Source organism: Klebsiella sp. K5-45 (assembly GCF_030128605.1).
Lineage (GTDB): Bacteria > Pseudomonadota > Gammaproteobacteria > Enterobacterales > Enterobacteriaceae > Klebsiella > Klebsiella quasipneumoniae.
This window is the reverse complement of sequence record NZ_JAKUZW010000001.1, coordinates 170,265-193,158: the sequence shown is the minus strand read 5'-3', so window position 1 is coordinate 193,158 and position 22,894 is coordinate 170,265. Positions and strand designations below refer to the sequence as shown.

The following is a 22,894-nucleotide window of genomic DNA, read 5'->3' as shown; positions in this document are numbered from 1 at the left end:
CATGCCGGTAATTAAAGTACGTGAAAACGAGCCGTTCGACGTAGCTCTGCGTCGCTTCAAGCGTTCCTGCGAAAAAGCAGGTGTTCTGGCGGAAGTTCGTCGTCGTGAGTTCTATGAAAAACCGACTACCGAACGTAAGCGCGCTAAAGCTTCTGCAGTGAAACGTCACGCGAAGAAACTGGCTCGCGAAAACGCACGCCGTACTCGTCTGTACTAATCTGTTGAGAGCGACGCTCTCAATTCAGACCGAGTTGTAGTTGTAAGGCCGTGCTTCCGAAAGGAATGCGCGGCTTATTTTCGTTTATAGTCATCAGAAATAACGGGGCTTATGGCTGGACGAATTCCACGTGTATTTATTAGCGATCTGCTTGCCAGAACCGACATCGTCGATCTGATCGATGCGCGGGTAAAGCTGAAAAAGCAGGGCAAAAATTTTCACGCGTGCTGTCCGTTCCATAACGAAAAAACCCCCTCTTTCACCGTCAACGGTGAAAAACAGTTTTACCACTGCTTCGGCTGCGGGGCGCACGGCAATGCTATCGATTTCCTGATGAACTACGACAAGCTCGAGTTCGTGGAAACGGTCGAAGAGCTGGCCGCCATGCACAACCTCGAAGTGCCTTATGAAGCAGGCAACGGACCCAGCCAGATAGAGCGCCATCAACGGCAGAACCTCTACCAGTTACTGGATGGTCTGAATACGTTTTATCAACAGTCTCTGATGCAGCCCGCCGCCGACCCTGCGCGCCAGTACCTGGCAAAACGGGGGTTAAGCAGCGAGGTGATTACGCGCTTTGCCATCGGCTATGCTCCCCCAGGTTGGGATAACGTTTTAAAACGTTTTGGCGGCAATCAGGAAAACCGCCAGTCGCTTATTGATGCCGGCATGCTGGTCACCAACGATCAGGGACGCAGTTACGACCGCTTCCGCGAACGGGTGATGTTCCCCATCCGCGATAAGCGAGGCCGGGTGATTGGGTTTGGCGGACGGGTGCTGGGCGATGCCCTGCCGAAGTATCTCAACTCCCCGGAAACCGACATATTCCATAAAGGCCGTCAGCTATATGGCCTGTATGAAGCGCAGCAGGACAACCCCGAACCACCGCGTTTGCTGGTTGTCGAAGGCTATATGGACGTCGTGGCGCTGGCGCAGTACGACATCAATTATGCTGTCGCCTCGCTGGGTACCTCGACCACGGCCGATCATATCCAGCTGCTGTTCCGGGTGACCAATAACGTCATCTGCTGCTACGACGGCGACCGGGCCGGCCGCGATGCCGCCTGGCGCGCGCTGGAGACGGCGCTGCCGTACATGACCGATGGTCGCCAGCTGCGCTTTATGTTTCTGCCTGACGGCGAAGACCCGGATACGCTGGTGCGTAAAGAGGGCAAAGCGGCGTTCGAGGCGCGGATGGAGCAGGCTCAGCCGCTCTCCACGTTCTTGTTTAACAGCCTGCTGCCGCAGGTCGACCTCAGCACGCCGGACGGGCGCGCGCAGCTGAGCACGCTGGCGCTGCCGCTGATAACCCAGGTACCGGGCGAAACCCTGCGCATCTATTTGCGTCAGGAGCTGGGCAACAAGCTGGGCATTTTAGATGACGCCCAGCTTGAACGTTTAATGCCAAAACAGGCGGAAAATGGCGCCCCGCGCCCCGCACCACAGCTAAAACGCACGACCATGCGTATACTGATAGGACTGCTGGTGCAAAACCCGGATCTGGCGCCGTTAGTCCCACCGCTGGAGGGGCTGGACTCGCGCAAAATGCCGGGGCTGAGCCTGTTCGGCGAGCTGGTGAAGAGCTGTCTGGCGCAGCCTGGTCTGACTACCGGGCAACTTTTAGAGCAATATCGCGGCACAAAAGAGGCCGCAACCCTTGAAAAACTGTCGATGTGGGACGATATAGCAGATAAAGATATCGCTGAACAAACCTTCACCGACTCGCTCAACCATATGTTTGATTCACTGCTGGAACTGCGACAGGAAGAGTTGATTGCTCGCGATCGCACACACGGTTTAAGCAGTGAGGAACGCCGGGAGCTCTGGACCATCAGCCAGGAGCTGGCGAAGAAATAAATGACAGACTCAGTCATTCACGTTGCATTGATGCAGCAGCAGAACGCAGAGCAACGTGAAGGACACCGTATTTAACGGCTTAAGTGCCGAGTATCGATCGGGAAGCCCCCGACAGCCGCGCAGAGGCGCAGCGGCAATAATATAAGTACGCCCTCGCTTTAAATGTCGACAGCCCGCCTGTCGACACCAATCAAACGAATTAAGTGTGGATACCGTCTTATGGAGCAAAACCCGCAGTCACAGCTGAAGCTTCTTGTCCAACGTGGTAAGGAGCAAGGCTATCTGACCTATGCCGAGGTCAATGACCATCTGCCGGAAGATATCGTCGATTCCGATCAGATCGAAGACATCATCCAAATGATCAACGACATGGGCATTCAGGTGATGGAAGAAGCACCGGATGCCGATGATCTGATGCTTGCCGAAAACACCGCGGATGAAGATGCTGCCGAAGCCGCCGCGCAGGTGCTCTCCAGCGTGGAATCCGAAATCGGGCGTACGACCGACCCGGTGCGCATGTACATGCGTGAAATGGGTACCGTAGAGCTGCTGACCCGTGAAGGCGAAATCGACATCGCCAAACGCATTGAAGACGGCATCAACCAGGTGCAGTGCTCCGTTGCCGAATACCCGGAAGCGATCACCTACCTGCTTGAGCAGTACGACCGCGTGGAAGCGGAAGAAGCCCGTCTGTCCGATCTGATCACCGGTTTCGTCGATCCGAACGCCGAAGAAGATATGGCGCCGACCGCCACCCACGTTGGCTCCGAGCTGTCTCAGGAAGAGATGGATGACGACGAAGACGAAGACGAAGATGAAGACGCCGACGACAACAGCGATGACGACAACAGCATCGACCCTGAGCTGGCCCGTGAGAAGTTCGCCGAGCTGCGTACCCAGTACGAGCTGACCCGCGACACTATCAAAGCCAAAGGTCGTAGCCATGCCGCCGCCCAGGAAGAGATCCTGAAGCTGTCTGAAGTCTTCAAGCAGTTCCGCCTGGTGCCGAAGCAGTTCGATTACCTGGTCAACAGCATGCGTAGCATGATGGATCGCGTTCGTACTCAGGAACGTATCATCATGAAGCTGTGCGTTGAGCAGTGCAAAATGCCGAAGAAAAACTTCATCACCCTGTTCACCGGCAACGAAACCAGCGAAACCTGGTTCAACGCCGCGGTGGCGATGAACAAGCCGTGGTCCGAGAAGCTGCTGGAAGTGAAAGAAGACGTGCAGCGCGGCCTGCAGAAGCTGCAGCAGATCGAAGAAGAGACCGGCCTGACCATCGAGCAGGTTAAAGACATCAACCGCCGTATGTCCATCGGTGAAGCGAAAGCCCGCCGTGCGAAGAAAGAGATGGTGGAAGCGAACCTGCGTCTGGTTATCTCGATCGCCAAGAAATACACCAACCGCGGTCTGCAGTTCCTCGATCTGATTCAGGAAGGCAACATCGGTCTGATGAAAGCGGTGGATAAGTTCGAATACCGTCGCGGCTACAAGTTCTCGACCTACGCTACCTGGTGGATCCGTCAGGCGATCACCCGCTCTATCGCGGATCAGGCGCGCACCATCCGTATTCCGGTGCATATGATTGAGACCATTAACAAGCTCAACCGTATCTCCCGTCAGATGCTGCAGGAGATGGGCCGTGAACCGACCCCGGAAGAGCTGGCCGAGCGCATGCTGATGCCGGAAGACAAAATCCGTAAGGTGCTGAAGATCGCCAAAGAGCCTATCTCCATGGAAACGCCGATCGGCGACGATGAAGATTCGCATCTGGGGGATTTCATCGAGGATACCACCCTCGAGCTGCCGCTGGATTCCGCGACCACCGAGAGCCTGCGTGCGGCAACGCACGACGTGCTGGCCGGCCTTACCGCTCGTGAAGCGAAAGTCCTGCGTATGCGTTTCGGTATCGACATGAACACCGACCACACGCTGGAAGAAGTGGGTAAACAGTTCGACGTTACTCGCGAACGTATCCGTCAGATCGAAGCGAAGGCGCTGCGTAAACTGCGCCACCCGAGCCGTTCTGAAGTGCTGCGTAGCTTCCTCGACGATTAATCGTCGCGGAACAGCGTCCAAAGCCGGTTAAAAAGCTCCCTGCGGGGAGCTTTTTTTATGGCGTTTCGCTGGCCGCTCGGGGAAAGCCGCCGCTCTCCGCTACTGACCGCGGGTCGCCAGGGCATCATCCAGTTCACGATAGGCCGCCACCAGCTTATCGAGCGTCGCCCGGTTTAAACCGCTGGGATTGGGCAGCACCCACACCTGGGTCGTGCCAATGGTCATCGCCTGTTTCCCCCACTTCGCCCCGCGCTGGTTAAAGGCCAGCTCGAAGGCCTGCTTGCCGAGCACCGCCAGGGCCTGCGGCTGATACTCCTCAATCTTCTTCACCAGCTCACGGCCGCCGCTGCGCAGCTCCTGCAGGGCAACCTCGCTGGCCTGCACCGTCGGACGCTCAACCAGCATGGTGATGCCGCAGCGCGTATCCAGCAGCTGCAGCTCCTCTTCCGGCCTGAGCTGCCGATCGGTAAAACCGGCCTGATGGATGACCTTCCAGAAGCGGTTGCCAGGATGGGCAAAATGAAAGCCGGTATGGGCGGAAGACTTCCCCGGGTTGATACCGCAAAAGACGACGCGCAGGCCCGGCGCAAGGATATCGCTAATCATGTTTTCTCCGGCTGTATGGCTAAAACATGATTATAAAGGATTGAAAATGCATTGTTTATAAAAACAGCAGCTGCGCGCTTTACGCTGGATTGCAACCGTCAGTTACTTTATAATCCCTCGCCACGGCCCCTTAGCTCAGTGGTTAGAGCAGGCGACTCATAATCGCTTGGTCGTTGGTTCAAACCCAACAGGGGCCACCAAATTTTAGCAGTAAATACATACAGTTAGGCCACTCTAAAGAGTGGCTTTTTTGTTTCTAAATTTTAGAATAGCGATAAAATGGCAACATAAGCCGTTGAGTAATGCGCGTGGTCAGCATTTTCTTGCCATTCCGCTAAGAGGATAAAAAATCCGTTATCGCGAAAAGGAAAATTTACGCTTACGCTAAAATAGACAGTGCTCTATCCTGGCAAAAGTTTGCGCAGGCCATCTGCGTTGCCCACCTCCCGAAACCAGTCCATCATTGCCGCGTTCCTGTTTACTCTGTCTTACTACGCAAGGTCGGCATAAAACACCTTTCATTCCCGCAACGCTGGAATTCATACTGCTCACGATAACTTTAACAATTCAGGCCAATTTCCGAAAAATACCCCTTCCCTGTACCAGCTGATCAAAATCAACACCCCCCTCCCGTCGCTCATATATACAACCCGCTGACTCACACAAAAGGATGAAAATATGAAAATACGGGATATATCAGTCAGTACCTGTCTGGCACTGTTATTAACGGGTTGCGTAGCTAAACCACCGATGGCGACGGAAAGCGAAATGAAAGAAGCCGCCGCTTTTGCCTTTAATGTCGATGTTTCGCAGGTGACCATTTCCGATGCGAAGCAGCAGGATGTGAAAACCAACTTTGTGGCGACCATCGGCAACAACCGCCATCGCTGCTATGTGACTAAAGCCGCCGAGCCGAAACTGTATGGACTGATCCCGCTGGGCGGCAGTAGCACCGTCTCGGATGCCATCTGTGCCGGCGCCAACCCGACGCCAGCGAGCAAAACCTGCGACGCCCTGTCGAAAAAAGCGGGCCGCTGCTGATCTTCGGCGCAGAAATTGGCCGCTAACTGCACGTTTAGTCACTTTTTCTGCCGCTTTACCGCGGTCGCTTAGTTCAGCGACCGCACCTGCTGATAAGAATTGAGCCGTTCCCGCAGCGAAGTCAGCCAGGCATCTGGCTCCTGACGGCAGATTTCGGTGAGGATCGGCGTCAGCACCAGCTCGGCTTCATGGAAGTCGGTCCACTCCGGCGGCTGCAGGGAAAAAGGATCGTTCATCAGCCAGATCACCATCGGCGTCCAGGTGCGCGGATCCAGCTGCAGATAATCCTGACAGCGCATCATATCGCGCGTCCGCGCCTCAGTGGTCGTCACGTCCTTTCCCACCGCGGCGTTACTTATTGCCAGGACGATTATTCCTGCCATCAGACGTTTCCAAGCCCATTTTCGCCAGAGGGGGCGCTTTGCTTTTACCATTGTTATTATTTTACCTGCCAGCTGTCACCGGACGATATTCCCGGCACCTCACCTTAAAAAGCGCAGATTAATCGTTTGCATTTTTTTTAACAGCAGACAGCGCTGAAGCAAGCGAACGCCTTTTCCTACAGCTGTCATCCCGATATGCAAATATATTCGGCAGGCACACATCCACAATATTTTCCCGGCCGAAAACGATTTGTGTTACAATTGCGCCTTATTACGGCACCGATAAAAATAACCCCCGCCGCACCTGCATCAGGCATCGCCCTCTTTTTTCATATCAGGATTTACGCCCCCATGAATGCGATAATCATTGACGATCATCCATTGGCACGTATCGCCATTCGCAACCTTCTCGACAGCAACGGCATTACCGTCGCAGCGGAACTCGACAGCGGCGCCCATGCGGTACAGACCGCCGAAACCATGCAGCCTGACCTGCTGATCGTCGACGTTGATATTCCGGAACTCAGCGGCATAGACGTTCTGGAGCAGCTGCGAAAACGCCGCTACCGGGGAAAAATCATCGTCATTTCCGCCAAGAATGAACTGTTTTACGGCAAACGTAGCGCCGACTGCGGGGCCAATGGTTTTGTGAGTAAAAAAGAGGGAATGAATAATATCCTCGCCGCGATCGACGCGGCCAATAATGGCTACAGCTATTTCCCTTTTTCACTGGAGCGCTTCTGCACCCACGGCATCACCGATCAGGACCGACTGGATACGCTGTCAACGCAGGAGATGAAGGTCTTCCGCTATATTCTCAGCGGCATCGACTACACCACCATCGGCAGCAAAATGAATATCAGCAATAAGACGGTAAGCACCTATAAGGTCCGTCTGATGGATAAATTAGGCTGCAGCTCCCTGCTTGAGCTTTATGACTTTGCGCAACGCAATAAAATAGGGTGATGGCATGGTCATTCGTCTTATTTTATCCCTGATTGTCGGGCTGGCGCTGAGTCTCTCTCCCTCCGCGTTTGCCATGAAGCAACTGGAGCTGAAAAGCCATGCCCACATTGCGGCGATCGACATTCCGCTCAACGATAAGGCAAAGGCCTGGCTGGCCGCCCAGCCAACGCTGATCGTCGGCACCTGGCTCCCTGAGATGACGCCCGTCGTCTACGACAGCGACGAAGAAAGCTATCAGGGGATTAACGCCGACTATCTGGCGCTGATGGCGCACAGCCTCGGGCTAAAGGTGGTTATCCGCCAATATGACACCGAGCAGCAGGCGCTGGCCGCCCTGGCCGACCGCCAGGTCGATACCCTGCTCACTCAGGTGGCGCACCGGGATGCGCTCGCCCCGGGCCTGGTTCAATCCGCACCGCTGATCAAAACCTGGCCGACGCTGGTCACCTCGCTAAAATCCCCCCTGCCGCCGCTAACCACCGACCGCCGCGTCAAGCTAGCCTGCACCCGCGATTGCGCCTTTTTCGATATTATTCAACAGGCGTTTCCCAACGCCAAAATCACCCTTTATGATAGCGACTATCAGGCCCTCGCCTCGGTGGTCAGCGGCGAGAATCAGTATTTCATCGGCAATAACATCACCACCGGCCACTGCATCTCGAAATATTTCTCGCAATCGCTGGTCATCACGCACTATTTTCGTCAGCAGGAGCAGCACAACCGCTTTGTCACCCGTGAAGATCGACCGGCGCTGCACCAGCTCCTTGACCGTTTTATCCACGCCATCGACAGCGATACCGCGATGCGGATCATGCAAAACTGGCTCAACCGCGGCGATCTGTCGTTTCTTAATACCCCGTTGCCTTTTACCGCTGAGGAGCAGCGCTGGCTGCGGAAGCATCGTCACATCCGCCTGCTGGTTAACCCCTACTTTCCACCTTTTCCCCTGGTGGATGACGAAAATGAGCTGCGCGGCATCATGGCCGATATGCTGAATATTTTCTCACTACAGACCGGGCTGCAGTTTGACCCTATTCTGGTGCGCAATCGTCAGGATCTGGCAAAGCGCATGGAAAAAGAGGATTGGGCGATCATGCCCGCCGCGACCCTGACCCCGCAGCCGCAGGCTTACGTCACCCTCAGCGAGCCGCTCATTAACGTGGCCTTTGTGCTGGTCGCCCGCGGCAGCGCGCCCGACCCGCATCTGCTGACGCGCCCGGCACGGATCGCCCTGCCGGTGGGGCCGATCGCCGCCCACGACCTGAAAGCGCGCTTTCCGCAGGTTAACTGGGTGGAGACGGATAACGTTGGTGTCGCCATGAAGATGGTGGAGGAAGGCGAGGCGGATGCCGCCGTGGCCTCGGAGCTTTCCGCCCGCTATATGATCGATCACTACTATCCGCAAGATCTTCACTACACCCGCATCGATGGACTCCCGGTCGCCGCCATTCGGCTGGCGATCCCACGCGATGAACCGGTGCTGGCCGCCGTGCTCAACAAAGCGCTGCAGGCCATTCCGCCGCGGGATATTCTGCAGATGACCGAGAAGTGGTCGAAAATCTCCAGCCAGCAAATAGAGAACTGGAGCCAGTACAGCCGCCAGTTTTACCAGCTGATCGCCTTCGCGCTGGTGCTGATCGCCATCAGCCTCGGCTGGGGACTCTCCCTGTGCCGGGAAGTACGCAAACGCAAAGACTCTCAGCAGCGGCTGGAAGAGGAGCTGGCGCAGAAGGAAGCCCTCTCCTGCGCGCTGGAGCGGGAAAAAGACAAAGCGATTCAAGCGACAAAAGCCAAGAGTCGCTTTCTGGCCAGCATGAGCCACGAGCTGCGCACGCCGGTGAGCGCCATCGTCGGCTTTCTGGAACTGCTGGCGAAACCGGAGCTGAACGTCGGTCAGCGTAAAGAGGCGATCGAGCTGGCGGGGTCGACGGCGCAAACCCTGCTGGGACTTATCGGCAATATTCTCGATATCGACAAGATTGAGTCGGGAAAATACCAGATCACCCCACAGTGGAGCGATGTGGCGCAGGTGGTGTCGCAGCAGTGCCACACCTTCGGCGCGCTGGCGCAGCAGAAGGGGATCGCGCTGCATAGCCATCTCCCTCTGCAGGAGGGGATCGCGCTGTGGGTCGACCCTCAGGCGCTGCGGCAAATTCTCAATAATCTCATCGGCAATGCGCTGAAGTTTACCGCCGAGGGCGCGATTCAGATCTCCTGCCGGCTGGCGCAGGCGGATGAGACACAGGGAGAGCTGACCCTCATCGTTAGCGACAGCGGCTGCGGGATCAGTGAAGCAGAGCAGGCCACCCTCTTTCATCGCTATGCCCAGGCGCGCCAGGGACGCCAGCAGACCGGCTCCGGGCTGGGGCTGGTCATTTGCCAGGAGCTGGTTACGTTGATGCAGGGCCGGCTGGAGATGGTCAGCCGTCCGGGTGTGGGGACCACTTTCACCATCACGCTGCCGGTCAGGGTGAGTCGCTGCGCGATTCACGCGCCACAGGCGTTGCCCGCTAGGCCGCAGGCCCTGCCCGGGCTGTCGATATTGATAGCGGACGACCACCCCACCAACCGGCTGTTGCTCAAACGCCAGCTCAACACTATCGGCTACAGTGTCGATGAAGCCTGCGACGGTGAAGAAGCGGAGAATAAGCTCGCCGGCAAACATTACGATCTGCTGATCACGGACCTCAATATGCCGAAGAAAGATGGCCTGGCGCTGGCGGCGTCGTTACGCCGACGCTACCCGAGCCTGGTGATTTGGGGAGTGACCGCCAGCGCGCTGCCGCAGTCGCGGGAGGCATGTCTGGCCAGCGGCATGAATATGTGTCTGTTTAAGCCAGTGTCGGTTCAGACGCTGAGCCATGAGCTCAGCCGCTTAGCGGTGGGCCACGCATCACCTAACGCCGCCCGGCATCTGAAGCTCAGCGTGCTGACCGAAAATACGGGGGGAGACCAGGCGCTGATGGCTGAGATGCTGGAGACGTTCCGCGATGCGTCGGCCACAGATTTACAGGCCGCCGGACAGGCTATCGCCCGGCATGAACCGCAGACCTTTCTGCGGGCGCTGCACCGTCTGCACGGTTCAGCACAAATCCTGGGGATTACTGCGCTACAACAACTGTGCGCCCCTTTTGAGGCTAAGCGGCCTGATTCGCTGACGCCGGCAAGCTGTCTGGAGGTGGTACAGCGCATCACCGGCGTCATGCGCGAGATCGATGGCGAAATCGACGCCCTCATCGGCCGCTAGCCGTTCCGGTCGGGCAGTCCGCTGCCCGACCGTTAAGGGGACATCCTTGTCAGTCTCTTCCTCTGCGCTCTCTCAGGGTGGAACAGGTATCAGTTACCCGCCACCAGCATCTCGCTGTCCACCACGATGCCCTCTTCAGCGCCTTTCAGCACCAGATTCGCTTCGTAATACTTCCCGGCTTTCAGCAGTTTTTGCGCCTGCGCCACCGCCTTACGGGTCTGGTTAAGCGGCATCAGATACTGGTTCTCAATCACGCCAATACCGGCCAGGCGCAGGGTATCGATAGCCCCTTTCTGATCGCCTTTCGCCAGTTTTTCGTTGGCAGATTTAATGGCACTCTCTTTTTCCGGGGTGGCCACATAGTCTTCAGACAAGGCGATGGTCGCATTGATCACCACATAGCGATCGGCGATCATTTTGGCTGTCGCGTCGGTTTTCACGAACTTCGCCCAGCTGGCGTCATCGGCGGCCAGCAGCGCGGCGGCGTCGTCTGTCAGTTTTTTGGCGCTCTCCGGCTGGCCGTGAAACAACGCCAGACGGGCGAACTGGACGTCGCGCATCGCGTTCGCGCCCTGAACCGCCACCTGTAACACATCGGCGGCTTCTTTCTGCACCTGCGCTGTGGCTGCCGCGGCAGGCGCTGCCGTCGCGTTATCTGCTGCCCACACCGGAGAGGTACCCATCATGGTTGCCAGCAGGCTCGCCAGAATGACTTTTTTCATCGTTAACTCCTGATTAAAATCGGTAAGCATCACCAAACGCAGCCAGCTTAAAAAATATCGTGGTTATTGAGAATCAGAGCCCGGAATCGATATTGCGGGCCTTGTCTGACAGCTGTCAGACAAGGCGTATAAAGTGACCTCAGCACTCTTATTTACGCCTGGCGATGGCACGGCCTACTATTTTCCTCAGACATTTCTTTTGGCCCGCTGAATAAATCATAACGTATTTTATTCAGCGTCAGGCCGCCAACCGGATCTGCGGAGCAATTATGTTTATGTTTAGCCATTACACCTTAAATGCGTTTAGCCCACGCGTCTTCATTCGATATAAACGGCATGCCGGCATGATGGCCGCCCTGCTGTTTATCTGCGGAGCCTGTTGTCTGGCCTGGCCATTGGTCGCCGGCTGGTATCTCGCCACGGTGACCGGCATGTTGTTCATGATCTGCGGCTTCTATTCGCTATACAGCCTGATTGTTTTCCGTCAGCAGCACTGGAAATCACGCCTGGTGGCGCTGATCTTCGCCATCGCCTGGATCGTGCTCGGCCTGAGTTTTGTCGTCAATCCCCTCAACGGCATGAGCAGTCTGGCCTTTTTATTCGGCTTTTTATTTGTTCTCGGCGGTATTTCCCGCATCGTCAGCGGATGTAAAACCCGAAAACAAAGCGGCGCTGGCTGGAATATTTTTATCGGCCTGCTGGATTTAATTATCGCCTGCCTGTGGCTGGCAATGAACCCGCAGCAAAGCTGGTTATTTATTACCGCATTTATCGGCGTTGAAATGATATTTAGCGCCATCGGCTTTCTGGTCCTGAGAAATAAGATGAAGCATGCTCGGGCTTAAGCCGTATTTTATGACTGGAGAAGAAAATGAATTTACCTAAAGCACTCGTATTGACCGTGGCGGCGACCACATTCTGTCTGATGACCAGCCCGGCATTCGCGGTACAGGAAACCACACCGCAGAATATGACCTGTCAGGAATTTATGGATATGAACCCGAAAAGCATGACCCCGGTGGCCTTCTGGGTAGTGAATCGCAACACCGACTTCAGCGGCGGGGACTATGTCGACTGGCATGAAGTCGAGACCGTCTCGGTGCCGAAAATGCTGCAGCAGTGCCACAAGAACCCCGCCGCTAAACTCGGCGACCTCAACTCGGTTATTAAAAAATAAGCCTTCCCCCGGCGCTTGCCGGGGAAAGTTAACCTCGTTACCCGCCGTTATGCGGCGGGCCCCGTCACACTCATCGCTAGCGCATTCGCACGGCAGAGGATGGTCAATTTGGCCCACTGCGCGACGCGCTCAAACGCTACAGCAATCGTCTGTCGGACGCCCTGTTCTCCATGGCGCGTATCGAGGAGGCTAGGCCTGATGCTTGCGCTTGAACTGGCTGGCGTCGATATCGTACTGCTTCATTTTGCGCCACAGGGTGGTGCGGCCAATATTCAGCAGTTGCGACATCTCCTGCACCCGCCCGCTGGTCACCCGGGCAGCGTGAATGATGGCCTCTTTTTCGATGGCGCTAAAGGTCAGGCTGGCCGGCAGCAGCGATGAGCCGCTATCGACCCCCGGCCGATCGGAAAAGAGATATTCCGGCAGGTTGCTTAGCCGAATGTGGCCGTTGTCGCTGCTGATGGCAATGTTCTCTATCACGCTGTTAAGCTCAAAATCATTTCCCGGCCACGAGTAGGCCACCAGTTGGGCCAGCGCGTCATCGTCCACTTTCAGCCGCGAAGAGAAACGCTTCTCCAGGCTCTTCAGCCGGTTATGCACCAGCGACGGGATGCTGTTGCGCCGGGCGCGCAGCGGGGGGATGACAATCTCGAAGGAGTGCAGCGCATAGTACAGCTGGCGGCTAAAGCGGTTCTGTTCCACCAGGTTGGCCAGATCGACGGTGGTGGTGGCGATCACCTTCACATCCACCGGGATCAGGCGGCGGGCGTCGAGGCGGGTAAGCACTCCCTGCTTAATCACCTGCAGCAGGGCCGACTGCAGCTCCGGCGCCAGATACTCAATTTTTTCCAGAAACAGGGTGCCGCCATTGGCCAGCTCAAGGCGGCTCAGGCGGCCATTTTCATCGTCAGTGGGGGCGCTGCCCATAAAGTCCTGGCCCAGCACGCTGTCGGCATACAGCTGGCAGTTGACGGCGATATAGGGGCCGCCCGCCCGCTCGCTTTCATTGTGGATGGCCTGGCTCAGCAGCTCTTTCCCCACCCCTTCTTCACCGCACAGCAGCACCGGGAAGCCGCCGCGCGCCGCCTGGCGGCCAAAGTGGATCAGCCGCCGGGTTTCCGGATCGTCGGCTGACATCTGCTCAAAGGTGTGGCTGACTTTGCCCAGCTGGCTGGTCATCAGCTGCCGCATCTGCTCCACCGGGTGCAGCAGCAGAATAAAGCTGTTGCCTTGCGCCTCGACGATCGGTTTTAAGGTGATCACCGCGTCGATAAACTGGTGCTGGCTTTCAAAGGTAACTTCAACGTGATTCAGGCCGCGGGCGTGTTTGATGGCCCGGCGCAGCAGCGCCGGAAGGGTCACCAGATCGGCGATATTTTTCCCCTGGCTGGCCTGGGCATCAAGATGCAGCAGACTCGCCGCCTGAACATTGAGAAATTGCAGCACCCCCTGTTCGTTCCACGCCATCACCCCGTCGTCCATACTCTCCAGCAGGCCGTACATCTGATTAAGGTGGCGGTTGGATTCCGCCAGCAGGCTGTCGGTGAGCAGGGAATTGCCCACCTCGCGTGCGATGGCCAGCGTCAGGGAAAGGTCGGCGCTGGACTGGTGCTCCACCAGACAGCAAAGCGAGATAGAGCCGAACAGGCGCCCGTGGTTATCGAACACCGGCGTCGAACAAAAGCTCCATGGCTGCAGGGCCTGCTTAAAATGCCGATCGCCGGCGGTGTTGATCGGCTGCCCCTGCATCGCGGCCAGCGACAGCGCGCAGGTGCCGATAATGCTCTCCGCGCAGTAGCTGCCGTCGCGAAATCCCAGGTCATCCAACTGCGCCAGCGTTTGCGGTTCGCCGCAGCGGCTCAGGATGCAGGCGGTCTCATCAAGAATAAACAGCGCGCAGGGGCGACCGTCCATAAACTCCCAGGCGTCCTCCAGCGCCGCCTGACCGATGGTCAGCAGCGCGGTTTTACGCCGACAGATAGAGTCAAAAGTCAGGCCCTGGGCCTGGTGCGGCGTTTGCCAGGTTTCACGCTGCATAAACTTGCTGCAGCGATGCCATGACTGGGCGATGACGGCAGAGACCGCCTTCCCGGTATCCTGAGTCTGAACAGTCATACTGTTTTCCGCGTTTTACCATAGAGAACCCCTCCGGCAGCCACTGCCAGAGGGGAGAAAGAAAAACCGCTGACCGGCGCCAGCGGTTTAGCCACCGCGAATTAACGCGCCAGCCACTGCTGGCCTAACAGATCGGCGGTGAGGATAGCGGCGTGCACGCTTTCCGGGGTCACCGCGAACGGCATATTGTGGATGGTCTCTCCTTCCGCGCAGGTGGCTTTCGCCACCGCGGCGATTTTCGCGTCGATCCCCTCTTTGACGCCCATCTGCGCGAGGGTCACCGGCAGGCCGACGCGCTGGCAGAAGCCCAGCACGGTTTCAATCTCGTCCATCGGGCTGTTCTGCAGCACCAGCTGCGCCAGGGTGCCGAAGGCCACTTTCTCGCCGTGATACAGGTGGTGACACTCTTCCAGAATGGTGAAACCGTTGTGGATCGCGTGGGCGGCGGCCAGGCCGCTACTTTCAAAGCCAATGCCGCTGAGGTAGGTGTTTGCCTCGATGATGCGCTCCAGCGCTTCGGTCACCACCCCGGCCTGCGCCGCCAGACGGGCCTTTTCGCCCTCCGCCAGCAGCGTATCATAGCACAGGCGGGCCAGGCTCAGCGCCGCCTCGGTGGACTGCCCCCCGGCCATGCTGGTGGCGCGCGCATCGTAGCAGGCTTTGGCCTCAAACCAGGTGGAGAGCGCATCGCCCATGCCGGAGACCAGCAGGCGTACCGGCGCTTTGGCGATAATCGCCGTGTCCATCACCACCATATCCGGGTTTTTCGGATAGATCAGATACTCTTCAAACTCGCCCGCTTCGGTGTAGATCACCGACAGCGCGCTGGTCGGCGCATCGGTCGAAGCGATGGTCGGGATCACCACCACCGGCAGCTTCTGGTAGTACCCGATCGCCTTCGCGGTATCGAGGGTCTTACCGCCGCCGATGCCGACCACGCCGCGGCAGCCCTGTTTTTGCAAAATCGCCATCAGGCGGTTAATTTCCGCATGGCTGCATTCGCCGTTAAACCGTTCCGCATGGCAGCGAATATCGTGACTCTGCAGGCCATTCACCACTTTCTCCCCCGCCAGCTTCATCACGAAGTCGTCAGCGATGACGAAGAAGCTCTCCGCCAGGTTTTTGGCATATTGACCGAACAGAACAGCAGCATCAGGACCCTGAAGATATTTGGCTGGAGATTGAATAACTTTTAGCATTCCTTTCACCCTCAAATAAGTGCGCATGTAGACATGATGAGCCCTGGCGTTATCCGCGCCGGCCGGTAAAGCGCGGCCTCAACGGAATGTACCGGAGCAGTGCGATCACTGTAGGGCCGGCAGGGAACAAAAAAATCTTTCGCCTTTTTGTTCTGATATGAAACACAGGTTAAATTCTTACGTTCCATATTGGAACAAAAAGCCCTGTTCTCCGTCAGGATTGCGATCCCGATCCGCTCCTCTGCCGCATAATTCCCCTACTATCCCCCTTTAGCGGCAGGCTTTTTCCCCACAGCCGGGGGAAATTTAGCAAAAATTTTTTTTCCGCCCGCTGCGCCAGCCGCGATGACCGGCGCTTAAGGCAGAGGAAAAAAAGCGCGCCAGCTCGCATTTTCACCGTTTCCTCAGCAAAAACGTTCCATAAAGAAACAAAATAAGCAGGCGATGTTTCGTAATGAAACCCAATCGCCGGGGCATTCTTTTTTTCGTCCGCTCAGCCAGAATCATCATATCGCCAGGCACGCTGCACCGTCAGACGATACCCCTACGCGATGACCGCCTCCGCCAGCAGAGAGGCCGCATCGAACCTTCTCCAACGGAGCACTGAATAATGAAAAAGCTGATTAACCGTGTTGAAGATGTACTGAATGAACAATTACAGGGGCTGGCTAAAGCCCACCCGCAGCTTACCCTGCATCAGGACCCGCTGTACGTCACCCGCGCCGATGCGCCGGTGGCCGGCAAGGTCGCCCTCCTCTCCGGCGGCGGCAGCGGCCATGAGCCAATGCACTGCGGCTATATCGGCCAGGGGATGCTTTCTGGCGCCTGCCCGGGGGAAATCTTCACCTCGCCGACGCCAGATAAAATGTTCGAATGCGCGATGCAGATTGACGGCGGCGAAGGCGTCCTGCTGATTATCAAAAACTACACCGGCGACATCCTGAACTTCGAAACCGCCACCGAGCTGCTGCATGAGAGCGGCATTAAAGTCACCACCGTGGTGGTCGACGACGACGTGGCGGTGAAGGACAGTCTCTATACCGCAGGCCGCCGCGGCGTCGCCAATACCGTACTGATCGAAAAACTGGTCGGCGCCGCCGCCGAGCGCGGCGATTCGCTGGAGGCCTGCGCTGAACTGGGGCGCCGCCTGAATAATCTCGGCCACTCCATTGGCATCGCCCTCGGCGCCTGCACCGTACCTGCCGCCGGACAACCTTCCTTTACCCTGCAGGACGATGAAATGGAGTTCGGCGTCGGCATTCACGGCGAGCCGGGCATCGACCGCCGTCGCTTCAGCTCGCTGGACCAAACCGTCGATGAGATGTTCGATACCCTGCTGGAGAATGGCGCCTACAGCCGCACGCTGCGCCAGTGGGATACCGTCAAGGGCGCGTGGCAGGAAGTGAAGCAGAGCAAAACCGCGCTGCAAAACGGCGACCGGGTCATCGCGCTGGTCAATAACCTCGGCGCCACCCCGCTGTCCGAACTGTACGGTGTGTATCACCGTCTCGCCCAGCGCTGCGAAGCGTCCGGCATCATCATCGAACGCAACCTCGTCGGTAGCTACTGCACCTCGCTGGATATGGCGGGCTTCTCCATCACTCTGCTGAAAGTGGATGATGAGACGCTGGCGCTATGGGACGCCCCGGTTCATACCCCGGCGCTGAACTGGGGAAACTAAGGAGCACGACATGTCACTGAACAGAACGCAAATCGTCGACTGGCTGTACCGCTGCGGCGATATCTTCACCAAAGAGAGCGATTTTCTCACCGGCCTCGATAAAGAGATCGGCGATGCCGATCACGGCCTGAACATGCACCGCGGCTTCAGCAAGGTAGTGGAAAAGCTGCCGTCGATTGCCGATAAAGATATTGGCTTTATCCTCAAAAACACTGGCATGACGCTGCTCTCCAACGTCGGCGGCGCCAGCGGCCCGCTGTTCGGCACCTTCTTCATTCGCGCCGCGCAGGTCACTCAGGCTCACCAGAGCCTGACGCTCGACGAACTGTACCTGATGATCCGCGAAGGCGCGGACGGCGTCGTCAACCGCGGCAAAGCGGAGCCGGGGGATAAAACCATGTGCGACGTCTGGCTGCCGGTGGTGGACTCCCTGCGCCAGTCCAGCGAGCAGCACCTGTCGATCGCCGCCGCGCTGGATGCCGCCTGCAAAGCAGCGGAAGCCGGCGCCCACAGCACCATCACCATGCAGGCGCGCAAAGGCCGCGCCAGCTACCTTGGCGAACGCAGCATCGGCCATCAGGATCCGGGCGCCACGTCAGTGATGTTTATGATGCAGATGTTGGCCGCCGCGGCCAAAGAGTAAGGAAATCGCGATGGTAAACCTGGTTATTGTTTCTCATAGCGCCCGGCTGGGCGAAGGTGTCGGAGAACTGGCCCGGCAGATGTTAATCAACGACGGCTGCAAGCTGGCGATCGCCGCCGGGATCGACGACCCCGACAGCCCGATCGGCACCGACCCGATCAAGGTCATGGAAGCGATCGAATCCGTCGCCGACACCGACCACGTGCTGGTGATGATGGATATCGGCAGCGCGTTGCTCAGCGCCGAGACCGCTCTCGATCTGCTCGAACCGGCGATTGCCGCGAAGGTGCGGCTGTGCGCCGCGCCGCTGGTGGAGGGGACGCTGGCGGCCACCGTCAGCGCCGCTTCCGGCGCCGGGATCGACAAAGTGATCGCCGACGCCATGAACGCCCTGGAGGCCAAACGGATCCAGCTGGGTTTACCTTCGCCAACCCCTGACGCCGCCCCGACGCCGACGCTTGCCGACGATGGCGACAGCAAATCGCTTGCGGTGGTCATACAGAACCACAACGGCCTGCACGTGCGTCCGGCGTCGAAGCTGGTCGCCGCGCTGGCAGGCTTTAACGCCGATCTGCTGCTGGAGAAAAACGGGAAGTGCGTCAAACCGGACAGCCTCAACCAAATCGCCCTGTTGCAGGTGCGACGCAACGACAAGCTGCGCCTGCTGGCCCGTGGGCCAGAGGCCGATGCGGCGCTGGCGGCGTTTCAGGCGCTGGCCGCCGATAACTTCGGCGAATCGCCTGCGGCGCAACCGGCAGCAGCCCCTGCCGCCTCCGGGCGCGTCGAAGGCATCGCGCTGCGCTATCCGCTGGCCCTGATCCAACCTGTGCGTCCGGCCGCCGCCGATGTCGCCCGCGAGCAGCAGCGACTGCGCCGGGCCATCGACCAGACGCTGGCGGAGCTCACCGCCCTGACCGGGCTGGCGGAGAATAAATTTAACGCCGACATCGCGGCGATTTTCGCCGGGCACCACACCCTGCTCGACGATGAGGATCTGTTTGATGCTGCCAACGATCGTCTGCTCACCGAGCCGTGCTCGGCGGAATGGGCGTGGCATCAGGTGCTGATGGAGCTCAGCCAGCAGTATCGCCAGCTGGATGACCCCTATCTGCAGGCGCGCTATATCGATATCGAAGATATTCTGCAGCGCACCCTGCGCCATCTGCAGGACGTTCAGGAGACGCTGCCGACGCCCGGCGAGCCGACCATCATTATCGCCGACAACATGTTCCCGTCGACCGTCCTGCAACTGGATGCCAGTCGCGTCAAAGGTCTGTGCCTGCGCGACGGCAGCGAACAGGCCCACGGCGCGATTATCGCCCGCGCGGCGGGGATCGCCTGGCTGTGCCAGCAGGGCGAGGCGCTGAATAGCGTGCAGCCCGGCGAGCCCATCACGCTCGATATGCGCCACCAGCGCCTTATCCGCCACTAAATCCACTTTGACCATTACCGCTCCGGAGGTCTGCCTCCGGAGGGTGAGTTTTCGCTTACTCTTCAGGAACCACTATGTCTCAATTCTTTTTTAACCAGCGCGCCAGCCTCGTCAACGACGTGATTGAGGGAACCATCATCGCCAGTCCGTGGAATAACCTCGCCCGGCTGGAGAGCGACCCGGCGATCCGGGTGGTGGTCCGTCGCGACCTGAATAAAAACAACGTGGCGGTGATCTCCGGCGGTGGCGCCGGCCACGAACCGGCGCACGTCGGCTTTATTGGTAAAGGCATGCTGACCGCCGCAGTCTGTGGCGATCTGTTCGCCTCGCCGAGCGTCGACGCGGTGCTTACCGCCATTCAGGCGGTGACCGGCGAGGCGGGCTGCCTGCTGATCGTAAAAAACTATACCGGCGACCGGCTGAACTTTGGCCTGGCGGCGGAGAAAGCGCGCCGTCTTGGCTACAACGTGGAAATGCTGATCGTTGGCGACGACATTTCGCTGCCGGATAATAAACAGCCGCGGGGCATCGCCGGTACGCTGTTCGTCCATAAGGTGGCGGGCTATTTTGCCGAACGCGGCTACAACCTCGCCACCGTTCTGCGCGAAGCGCAGTACGCCGCCAACCACACCGCCAGCATCGGGGTGGCGCTGGCCAGCTGCCATCTGCCACAGGAGGCCGACAGCGCGCCGCGCCATCAGGCCGGTCACGCCGAGCTGGGAATGGGCATCCACGGCGAGCCTGGCGCCTCCACCATCGCCACGCAAAACAGTGCGGACATCATCAACCTGATGGTGGAAAAACTGACCGCCGCCCTGCCGGAAACCGGCCGTCTGGCGGTGATGCTCAATAACCTCGGCGGCGTGTCGGTGGCCGAAATGGCGATCCTGACCCGCGAACTGGCTAACACGCCGCTGCAGGCACGCGTTGACTGGCTGATTGGCCCGGCCTCGCTGGTGACGGCCCTGGATATGAAGGGTTTCTCGCTGAGCGCCATCGTGCTGGAAGAGAGTATTGAGAAAGCGCTGCTGGCGGATGTGGAAACCGCCGGCTGGCCACGGCCGGTGCAGCCGCGGACAGTTAACATCATGCCCTCCACTCTCGCCAGCGCACGCGTCGACTTTACGCCCTCTGCCAACCCGCAGGTGGGCGATTACGTCGCGCAGGTGACCAGCACCCTCGTCGGGCTTGAAGATCATCTCAACGCGCTGGATGCCAAAGTGGGCGATGGCGATACCGGCTCCACCTTCGCCGCCGGGGCGCGTGAGATTGCCGACCTGCTGCAGCGCCAGCAGCTGCCGCTGAACGACCTGCCCACGCTGTTTGCGCTGACGGGCGAACGCCTGACGGTGGTGATGGGCGGCTCCAGCGGGGTATTGATGTCGATCTTCTTCACCGCTGCCGGGCAGAAACTGGAGCAAGGCGCCAGCGTGGCCGAGGCGCTGAACGCTGGTCTGGAGCAGATGAAATTTTACGGCGGCGCCGATGAAGGCGACCGGACAATGATCGATGCTCTGCAGCCGGCGCTGACGGCGCTGCTGGCCGAACCGGAGAACCTGCAGGCCGCTTTTGCCGCGGCGCAGGCCGGCGCGGATCGCACCTGCCAGTCGAGCAAAGCCGGCGCCGGACGAGCGTCCTATCTCAACAGCGACAGCCTGCTCGGCAACATGGACCCAGGCGCCCACGCGGTGGCGATGGTGTTTAAGGCGCTGGCGGAACGATAAGCCTCCCCGGTGGCGCTGCGCTTACCGGGGCAACGTCACAGCGCCGAAGGGTAGGTCGGGTAAGGCGTTAGCCGACACCCGACAAAAAACGGCATCGCGGTTAGCCCGGATAAGGCACTACGCGCCGCTATCCGGGTTTTACCACGATGGCTTTTTACTTGCTTTACTTGCTGTGCCAGTACGCCTGCGAACGCACCAGCTGCTGATCGATGCTCTCATCTTCAAAGCGCGCCAGCAGCGATTTCACCACCGCGCCTTCACCGGTCAGCCAGATGAAATAATCCTCCGCCGGCACCTTCTCCTGGGCCAGACGCTCGGCGACGAACGCCGGATTGTGGCCCACCACCCACTCGATGTTAAAGCCGTCGAGATCCGCCAAATAATCTTTATATGACGCATCAGCGATAGTGACGATGGCCGTCACCTGCGGCGTCACCGCCAGCTGACGCAATCCCAGCAGGCGACGACGCAGCGCCGGCATACCGGACTCATCGCAGACATATAATTGCCAGGCGTAATCCTCCGGCACCACCAGCGAGCCGCGCGGACCGCCGATCACCAGCTTATCGCCCACTTTTGCCTCCAGCGCCCAGCGGCTGGCAATTCCGCCATCGTGGATAAAGAAGTCATACGCCAGCTCATGGCGTTCGGCATCGTACAGCGGCGTATAGTCGCGGGTAGCAGGCCGCACGCCCTCACCCCAGTCGATCCCCTCCTCGGTCACCTGCGGCGGCGCAAACGCCGCGCCCGGTCCCGGGAAGAAAAGCTTGGTGTGGTCGTCAAAGCCGCGGGAAACGAAACCTTCCAGCGCCTCGCCTCCCAGCACGATGCGCTGGAAGGCCGCGCCTGCGCGCTCCACGCGCAGCACCGTCAGCTCACGGAAACGCAGCTCATTGCGGACACGCTGCGGGTACTTGTCTGCTTTGGTTTTTGTCATCATCGATCGCCTTCGTGAACAGTAAATAGATATATCTAAACTCGATGCAAATGATAATGATTGCCAACTAAAAAGAATGCAAGTCTTTTTTTGATATAGTCAAAACAAACCGCATTAAAATACGCACATCATAAATAAATATATAAATATCAAAACATTAAAAAATAAATCGTAAGTTGCATTGCGAATATTCATTTTTTAGATATAAATTAGATATATCAAAACACAACGAGAGGTAACCATGCGACATCATCATGAAGAGGGGCGTGGGCCACGCGGGCGCCACAGCGATCCCAGCGAACACGGCGACCATGGCCGTCGCGGCGGCGGACGTCGCCAGCGTTTCTTTGGCCACGGCGAACTGCGGCTGATTATTCTGGACATCCTCAGCCGCAGCGCCAGCCACGGCTATGAGCTGATCAAAGAGATCGAAACCCTCACCCAGGGGAACTACAGCCCCAGCCCGGGGGTGATCTACCCGACGCTGGATCTGCTCCAGGACCAGGGCCTTATCAGCGTGGAAGACGACAACGGACGCAAAAAAATCGTCATCAGCGAAGAGGGGAAACAGCTGCACGCGGAGAACCAGGAGCACCTGGCCCATATCCAGGCGCGTTTGCAGGCGCGGATGGTCGGCTGCGAGCTGCGCAGAGATCCGCAGATGAAGCGCGCGCTGGAGAATTTCAAAGCGGTCCTCGACCTGAAAGTGAACCAGCAGGCCAGCAGCACCGCCCAGCTCAAGCAGATCATTGGCATTATCGACCATGCGGCGATGGAGATCTCCCAGCTAGATTAAGCCTCTTTTCTCACCATCGGCTGCCCCGCGCTGGGGCAGCCCGCACCACGACGGCTCGTCCCGCTAAAGGCCGCAAGGCAGAAAATCTCG

The 22,894-nt window shown here is 58.4% G+C and carries 20 protein-coding genes, 1 tRNA gene and 1 pseudogene; 16 read left to right on the top strand and 6 right to left on the bottom strand.

What is annotated here, in order from left to right; genetic code table 11:
• The first annotated feature begins 1 nt into the window (after window position 1).
• From rpsU to rpoD, 3 genes are all read left to right on the top strand, one after another.
• Entirely contained in the window at window positions 2-217 is a 216-nt protein-coding gene (gene rpsU / locus MKS11_RS01000) for a 30S ribosomal protein S21 (RefSeq protein WP_001144069.1), read from the top strand.
• A 111-nt stretch (window positions 218-328) separates the two neighbouring features.
• Window positions 329-2,074 carry a DNA primase gene (gene dnaG, locus MKS11_RS00995; protein WP_017899733.1) on the top strand — a complete coding sequence of 582 codons (1,746 nt, stop codon included), beginning with the start codon at window positions 329-331 and terminating at the stop codon, window positions 2,072-2,074.
• Window positions 2,075-2,293: 219 nt separating this feature from the next.
• Entirely contained in the window at window positions 2,294-4,135 is a 1,842-nt protein-coding gene (gene rpoD, locus MKS11_RS00990) for an RNA polymerase sigma factor RpoD (RefSeq protein WP_004174339.1), read from the top strand.
• Between the two features lie 99 nt (window positions 4,136-4,234).
• On the opposite strand, the gene mug is transcribed toward rpoD, so the two are convergent.
• The gene (mug, locus tag MKS11_RS00985) at window positions 4,235-4,741 is read right to left on the bottom strand and encodes a G/U mismatch-specific DNA glycosylase (RefSeq protein ID WP_004205266.1); all 507 of its coding nucleotides are present in this window, start codon (window positions 4,739-4,741) and stop codon (window positions 4,235-4,237) included.
• Between the two features lie 124 nt (window positions 4,742-4,865).
• On the opposite strand from mug, the gene MKS11_RS00980 reads away from it, so the two are divergent.
• Window positions 4,866-4,941 (top strand) — tRNA-Ile (locus MKS11_RS00980).
• 568 nt (window positions 4,942-5,509) lie between these two features.
• Complete coding sequence (locus MKS11_RS00975) at window positions 5,510-5,782, top strand: hypothetical protein (protein ID WP_087770945.1); 273 nt, start codon at window positions 5,510-5,512, stop codon at window positions 5,780-5,782.
• Window positions 5,783-5,850: 68 nt separating this feature from the next.
• Here the strand turns inward: MKS11_RS00975 and MKS11_RS00970 are convergent, their stop codons facing one another.
• Window positions 5,851-6,216, bottom strand: coding sequence for an HdeA/HdeB family chaperone (locus tag MKS11_RS00970; protein WP_072140372.1), 366 nt, complete (start codon window positions 6,214-6,216; stop codon window positions 5,851-5,853).
• 300 nt (window positions 6,217-6,516) lie between these two features.
• Here MKS11_RS00970 and evgA point away from each other — a divergent pair, with 300 nt between their 5' ends.
• Together evgA and MKS11_RS00960 are read left to right on the top strand one after the other, a co-directional pair.
• The gene (evgA, locus tag MKS11_RS00965; RefSeq protein ID WP_004205283.1) at window positions 6,517-7,131 is read left to right on the top strand and encodes an acid-sensing system DNA-binding response regulator EvgA; all 615 of its coding nucleotides are present in this window, start codon (window positions 6,517-6,519) and stop codon (window positions 7,129-7,131) included.
• Between the two features lie 4 nt (window positions 7,132-7,135).
• A complete protein-coding gene (locus tag MKS11_RS00960; protein WP_284109349.1) occupies window positions 7,136-10,378 on the top strand; it encodes an ATP-binding protein in 3,243 nt (1,080 codons plus the stop codon).
• 89 nt (window positions 10,379-10,467) lie between these two features.
• Here the strand turns inward: MKS11_RS00960 and MKS11_RS00955 are convergent, their stop codons facing one another.
• Entirely contained in the window at window positions 10,468-11,130 is a 663-nt protein-coding gene (locus MKS11_RS00955) for a YfdX family protein (RefSeq protein WP_072140371.1), read from the bottom strand.
• Window positions 11,131-11,369: 239 nt separating this feature from the next.
• On the opposite strand from MKS11_RS00955, the gene MKS11_RS00950 reads away from it, so the two are divergent.
• The 3 genes and pseudogenes from MKS11_RS00950 to MKS11_RS00940 form a co-directional block, all read left to right on the top strand.
• Complete coding sequence (locus MKS11_RS00950; protein ID WP_023319177.1) at window positions 11,370-11,945, top strand: HdeD family acid-resistance protein; 576 nt, start codon at window positions 11,370-11,372, stop codon at window positions 11,943-11,945.
• 26 nt (window positions 11,946-11,971) lie between these two features.
• Complete coding sequence (gene hdeB / locus MKS11_RS00945; protein WP_004206087.1) at window positions 11,972-12,277, top strand: acid-activated periplasmic chaperone HdeB; 306 nt, start codon at window positions 11,972-11,974, stop codon at window positions 12,275-12,277.
• A gap of 80 nt (window positions 12,278-12,357) precedes the next feature.
• Window positions 12,358-12,489: pseudogene (locus MKS11_RS00940) on the top strand (cobalamin adenosyltransferase); the annotation flags it as partial.
• Here the strand turns inward: MKS11_RS00940 and dhaR are convergent.
• The gene (gene dhaR, locus MKS11_RS00935) at window positions 12,467-14,392 is read right to left on the bottom strand and encodes a dihydroxyacetone kinase operon transcriptional regulator DhaR (RefSeq protein ID WP_087770947.1); all 1,926 of its coding nucleotides are present in this window, start codon (window positions 14,390-14,392) and stop codon (window positions 12,467-12,469) included. The pseudogene MKS11_RS00940 and the gene dhaR overlap by 23 nt on opposite strands.
• Window positions 14,393-14,493: 101 nt before the next feature.
• Complete coding sequence (locus MKS11_RS00930) at window positions 14,494-15,591, bottom strand: glycerol dehydrogenase (RefSeq protein ID WP_008806556.1); 1,098 nt, start codon at window positions 15,589-15,591, stop codon at window positions 14,494-14,496.
• A 251-nt stretch (window positions 15,592-15,842) separates the two neighbouring features.
• On the opposite strand from MKS11_RS00930, the gene MKS11_RS00925 reads away from it, so the two are divergent.
• The 5 genes from MKS11_RS00925 to MKS11_RS00905 all read left to right on the top strand — a co-directional run bounded on the left by MKS11_RS00925 (window position 15,843) and on the right by MKS11_RS00905 (window position 21,071).
• A complete protein-coding gene (locus tag MKS11_RS00925; protein ID WP_087770974.1) occupies window positions 15,843-16,028 on the top strand; it encodes a hypothetical protein in 186 nt (61 codons plus the stop codon).
• Window positions 16,029-16,201: 173 nt separating this feature from the next.
• Window positions 16,202-17,272 (top strand): dihydroxyacetone kinase subunit DhaK, encoded by a 1,071-nt coding sequence (dhaK, locus tag MKS11_RS00920; RefSeq protein ID WP_004206091.1) that lies wholly within the window; start codon window positions 16,202-16,204, stop codon window positions 17,270-17,272.
• Between the two features lie 10 nt (window positions 17,273-17,282).
• On the top strand, window positions 17,283-17,915 hold the full coding sequence (gene dhaL, locus MKS11_RS00915) for a dihydroxyacetone kinase subunit DhaL (protein WP_017899726.1): 633 nt from the start codon (window positions 17,283-17,285) through the stop codon (window positions 17,913-17,915).
• A gap of 10 nt (window positions 17,916-17,925) precedes the next feature.
• Window positions 17,926-19,347, top strand: coding sequence for a dihydroxyacetone kinase phosphoryl donor subunit DhaM (gene dhaM / locus MKS11_RS00910; protein WP_087770949.1), 1,422 nt, complete (start codon window positions 17,926-17,928; stop codon window positions 19,345-19,347).
• Window positions 19,348-19,421: 74 nt separating this feature from the next.
• The gene (locus MKS11_RS00905; protein ID WP_017899724.1) at window positions 19,422-21,071 is read left to right on the top strand and encodes a glycerone kinase; all 1,650 of its coding nucleotides are present in this window, start codon (window positions 19,422-19,424) and stop codon (window positions 21,069-21,071) included.
• 163 nt (window positions 21,072-21,234) lie between these two features.
• On the opposite strand, the gene MKS11_RS00900 is transcribed toward MKS11_RS00905, so the two are convergent.
• Entirely contained in the window at window positions 21,235-22,011 is a 777-nt protein-coding gene (locus MKS11_RS00900; protein WP_176377249.1) for a siderophore-interacting protein, read from the bottom strand.
• Window positions 22,012-22,249: 238 nt separating this feature from the next.
• Here MKS11_RS00900 and MKS11_RS00895 point away from each other — a divergent pair, with 238 nt between their 5' ends.
• On the top strand, window positions 22,250-22,804 hold the full coding sequence (locus MKS11_RS00895; protein WP_087770952.1) for a PadR family transcriptional regulator: 555 nt from the start codon (window positions 22,250-22,252) through the stop codon (window positions 22,802-22,804).
• Window positions 22,805-22,894: the final 90 nt, after the last annotated feature.